At 62.6% G+C, this 684-nt stretch carries 1 protein-coding gene; it reads right to left on the reverse strand.

The genetic code is table 11. From position 1 onward, the window contains the following. A partial coding sequence (locus ACFHWW_RS33990; RefSeq protein WP_379943761.1) for an aminotransferase class III-fold pyridoxal phosphate-dependent enzyme occupies positions 1 to 684 on the reverse strand: 684 nt, incomplete at both ends.

Raw genomic sequence — 684 nt, forward strand, 5'->3', positions numbered from 1 at the left:
GCTGCATGTAGGTGCCGACCTCGCGGGCGTGATCGACGAGATTGCGCTCCTCGATGATCTTGATGTTCTCGACCGCGACAGCCGCAGCGACCGGGTGACCGCCACCCGTATACCCATGGCCGAGCGTGCCGATACGGTTGCTTTCGTCGGCGATCGGCTCGAACACGCGGTCGTTGACCAGAAGCGCCGAGATCGGCAGGTAGGAGGACGAGATCTGCTTGGAGAGGATCATGATGTCGGGCTGCATCTGCATCGTCTGCGAGCCGAACATGTTGCCGGTACGGCCGAAGCCGCAGATGACCTCGTCGGCAATCAGCAGAATGTCGTACTTGCGCAGCACAGCCTGAATCTTGACCCAATAGCCAGCCGGGGGAACAACGACGCCGCCGGCACCCATGATCGGCTCGCCGACGAAGGCGGCGATCGTTTCAGGGCCTTCAGCAAGGATCATCTGCTCAAGTTCATCGGCAAGACGCGTGGAGAACGCGTCCTCGGTCTCGCCCGGCAGCGCATCGCGATAATGGTGCGGGCTTGCGGTATGCAGGATGTTGGCGATCGGCAGGTCGAACGAGATCTGGTTGTTCGGCAGGCCGGTGAGGCTGGCGGCTGCGATCGTCACGCCGTGATAGGCGCGCTTGCGGCTGATGATCTTCTTGCGCTGCGGCTGGCCAAGCGCGTTGGAAC

The sequence above is a fragment of the Sinorhizobium sp. P24N7 genome (genome assembly GCF_042436655.1).
Taxonomy (GTDB): domain Bacteria; phylum Pseudomonadota; class Alphaproteobacteria; order Rhizobiales; family Rhizobiaceae; genus Sinorhizobium; species Sinorhizobium meliloti_A.